The sequence below is a fragment of the Prosthecobacter sp. genome, assembly GCF_044373815.1.
In the GTDB taxonomy this organism is placed as follows: Bacteria; Verrucomicrobiota; Verrucomicrobiia; order Verrucomicrobiales; family Verrucomicrobiaceae; genus Prosthecobacter.
The window spans coordinates 1-3,955 of the sequence record NZ_JBIPNG010000554.1 but is presented as its reverse complement, the minus strand read 5'-3'; the positions used below and the strand labels follow the sequence as shown (position 1 = coordinate 3,955).

General features: G+C 62.2%; 3 protein-coding genes. 2 read left to right on the top strand and 1 reads right to left on the bottom strand.

Translation table 11 applies throughout. The features are described from left to right. Nucleotides 1–118 precede the first annotated feature (118 nt). Entirely contained in the window at nt 119–2,071 is a 1,953-nt protein-coding gene (locus tag ACIREA_RS28055) for a DUF1549 and DUF1553 domain-containing protein (protein ID WP_397385625.1), read from the bottom strand. A gap of 156 nt (nt 2,072–2,227) precedes the next feature. Between ACIREA_RS28055 and ACIREA_RS28050 the strand changes: the two genes are divergently transcribed. Both ACIREA_RS28050 and nuoF read left to right on the top strand, forming a co-directional pair. Continuing rightward, entirely contained in the window at nt 2,228–2,599 is a 372-nt protein-coding gene (locus ACIREA_RS28050) for a hypothetical protein (RefSeq protein ID WP_397385624.1), read from the top strand. Nucleotides 2,600–2,728: 129 nt separating this feature from the next. Continuing rightward, on the top strand, nt 2,729–3,955 hold a 1,227-nt coding region (gene nuoF, locus ACIREA_RS28045), incomplete at its 3' end, for an NADH-quinone oxidoreductase subunit NuoF (RefSeq protein WP_397385623.1).

Here is a 3,955-nt window from a genome sequence, read left to right as displayed (position 1 = left end):
GTGCTTCCGTGGTTTTACCTGCGGCCACACCCGCTGGGCGCTGGCGACCTGCTGCGGACTGGAAGTCCGCGCTCCTGGGGCGCTGGGTGATTGACTGCGTCCCATTCAGACAGCTCGCTCAATCCACAAACAGCATCTCATTCCCCGCCAGCAGGGCCTGCGCGTACTGGGCCCAGATGGTGGCGTCGTTTTCGCGACCACTCACAAACGCCTGCGCCACTGACGCCTCATGCGCACTCGGCTTACGGCCAAACAACCGCGCATAAACGGCGTCCACGCGGTGCTGCATGGCCCATTTGCCGAGCACCTCGGACTGCTGCTGCATGAAGGGGGAATTGAGAGCGAAGAGGCCTTGCAGAGGCGTGATGGTTTCGGTGCGCCACGGATTGTGCGCGCCGGGATCGGGCACGTCGTGGATGCGCAGCATGGGGTCCATGTCCTGGCGATCGGAGGCGCCGTAGAGGGAGCGGCGGAGATTCTTGGCATCGCTGATGGAGGAAGCCTGGCCGCCGATCTTGAGATCGATCTGGCCGGTGGCGCTGAGGATGGCATCGCGCCAGGATTCCCAGTCCAGTCGACGGCGCAGCATGCGGGCGTAGAGTTTGTTTTCGGGATCGCGCTGCTCGGAGGCGGCGGCGATGCTGCTCTGCTGCCAGGTGGCGGAGTTCAAAATCTCACGGTGCAGCCACTTGAGCGACCAGCCGTGCTCCATGAAACGTCCCGCGAGATCATCGAGCAATTCGGGGTGCGTGGGGGCTTCGCCGAGATTCCCAAACTCACTCGGCGTATCGACCAAGCCGCGCCCGAAGTGGTGCTTCCACACGCGATTGACGATGACGCGAGCGGTCAGCGGTGCGGCGTCTTCGACGATGGCTTGCGCCAGTTCCAGTCGACCGCTTCCCGTGGTGAACTTGCGCGGCAGGCCGGTCTTGGAGGGAAACATGGAGAGGAAACGGCGCGGCACCGCAGCTCCGAGATCATTTGGATTGCCGCGCTTCATGAGTTCGAGATCACGCGCCATGCCCATCTTGTAGTCCAGCTTGGTGCCGTGCTCCTTTTCCTTGTTCACCACGTAGAGCGCCGCGTCCTCCACGGCATTGGCCATGGGCATGTGGTAGTGCGGGGTCGCGGTCTTGATGGAGGCGATGACGGTTTCGATTTTCTTGGTCTGCTCCGCCAGGTCCTTTGGCTTCTTTTTCTTGAGGTCGGCCATCTGCTTTTCCATCGCCGCCACTTCCGCACGCGCCTTGGCCACGGGCTTCCAGAATTCATCCTTCATCGTGGGCAGTTCGGAGAGCTTCACGGAGGCGAAGACGCCGGCCAGCGCATAGTAATCCTGCGCGGAGATGGGGTCGGATTTGTGATCGTGGCAGCGGGCGCAGGCCAGCGTGAGGCCGAGGAAGGTACGGCCGATGGCATCCACATGCTCCTCCCATTCATCGGCAACGGTGGTCTTGATGATCTCCGGCGGGAGCTGCAGCTCTTTGAAATACGTGGGGCTCAGGCCGATGAAACCCAGCGCCACGCGATCCTGCGGGCCGCACTCGGGCAGAAAATCCGTGGCAAGCTGACGCAGCACGAAGCGATCATACGGCATGTCCTCATTCAGCGACTGCACCACCCAGTCGCGGTAGAGGTAGGAGTATTTGGTGGAGTCCAGCCAGTCGGGGGTTTGATCCGTGTAGCGCGCCAGATCCAGCCAGTGGCGTGCCCAGCGCTCGCCGTAGTGGGGGCTGCGCAGGGTTTCGTCCACGGTGCGGCTCCAGTCGGCGGCAGCCTGCTCGGCAGGGGGCAGGCCGGTGAGATCAAAGGCCAGCCGGCGCTGCAGCACCCTGCCCACCGCCCTAGGGGCGGGCTGCATGCCTGCGGCCTCCATTTTGGCGAGGATGAAGTAATCGATGCGCGTCTGCGGCCACGCGGTGTCCTTCACCTGCGGCAGCGGGCCACGCTTCAGCGGCGCAAAGGACCACGGCACCGGCTTCGGCCCTTCGTCCTTTTTGGCGATGGCCGTGCCCTGCGCTGCGAGGAGCAGCAGGGTCAGGCAGAGGGAGCTGGGGGTGGGGAGACGCACGTGGAAGGTACACCTCTTGTGAGGCGGAGCTTTCCAGAAAAGAGGTCCTACGAAACCTATTCCGGCCTATGCGGCGTGGCGATGGTATGGTATAGCAAAGCCTCAACGGTGGCTGCGCGGGTGCGGGCTAGACTGGGACTGAGTAATGCACACTGCATGAGGATTTTTATTGAGATCGCGATTGGGGCCTACGTCTGCCTGCTGGCATGGCTGCTGGTGCGTGGGCTGTGGATGCGGGCGCAGGCGCGGCGGGCGATTCGCGAGGACTTGAGGAGGCGGGGGATCGAGAACGAGCGGCTGCGGAAAGCGACGGTGTGGGATAGCGGCGGCTCTTTTCCTGCGGGTTGTTGGTCTCTGAGTCTGCACTATGATGTGAGCTATCCGAGGGAGGGGCAGAAGGAGGGGAGCCTGTGGTATATGGCGCACTTTGTGCCGGTGATCGGGAAGCTGCGCGGGCTGGAACTGCTGGTCGAAAACGGGCGGATGGAGAGAGAGGAAGAGGAAGGTGGGTCAGTCGGCGCTGGGTGATGCGACGCGCAGAATAGGACCTATGGGGACCTATTCGCCCTATCGGGCCTATGCCGCTCCGCCTCCCCCTTGTGAAATTTTTCACAAATCCCAGTTGCCCAGTTTATTCACACTCGGATACTGCGAACCATGGCCTCCCCCGTCCAGTATCTTCCCGGAAAAGAACCCCATGCGCGTGAAAAGCGCCTGATCTTCAAGAACATCGACCGATCCGGTTACAATCCGTCCATCGAGTGTTACATGGAGAATGGCGGGTATGAGCAGCTCAAAAAGGCGTTCACCATGGAGCGCAGCGCCATCACGAATGAGGTCAAAGCCAGCGGTCTGCGCGGCCGTGGGGGTGCAGGATTCCCGACCGGCGTGAAGTGGGGCTTCATCCCGCCGACGAACACGAAGCCGGTCTATCTCATCTGCAACGCGGACGAATCAGAACCCGGCACCTTCAAGGACCGCTACATCATGCACCAAGATCCGCATCAGCTGATCGAAGGCATGACCATCGCCTGCTTCGCCGTCGGCGCCAAGCTGTCCTACATCTACGTGCGCGAAGAATTCCCCTACGCCGCGAAGATTCTCGAAAAGGCCATCGCAGAGGCGCACGAAAAAGGCTTCCTCGGCAAGAACATCCTCGGCACCGGTTTCGACTGCGAGATCTACGTGCATCGCGGTGCAGGCGCCTACATCTGCGGCGAAGAGACCGGCCTCATCGAATCCCTCGAAGGCAAGCGCCCCTACCCGCGCATCAAGCCCCCGTATTTCCCCGCAGCGCTCGGCCTCTACATGAGCCCGACCATCGTGAACAACGTGGAATCCCTCTGCCACGTGAAGCACATCATCGAGATGGGCGGCGCGGAATACGCCAAGCTCGGCTCGCCGAATAACACCGGCACCCGCATCCTCTGCGTGAGCGGCGATGTGCAGAAGCCCGGCTACTACGAAGTGGAAGTCGGCAAAGTCACCATGGGCGAAGTCATCGACGTGCTCTGCGGCGGCCTCAAACCCGGCCGCAAACTGAAGGCCATCATTCCTGGCGGCAGCTCCTCCAAAGTGCTGCGTGCCGATGAAAAATTCAAACTCAAGGACGGCCGCGAGCTCGGCATCATGGACATCCCCATGGACTTCGACACCATGGCCCAGTGCGGCACCATGGCCGGATCCGGCGGAGTCATCATCATGGACGACAGCCGCAGCATGACCTGGGTCATCAACAACCTGAACGCCTTCTACGCGCACGAATCCTGCGGCCAGTGCACCCCCTGCCGCGAAGGCAGCCTGTGGATGAAGAAGATCAGCGACCGCATCGTGGCCGGAGACGCCAGCCCCGATGACGTGGACACCCTGGAGACCGTGGCCAAT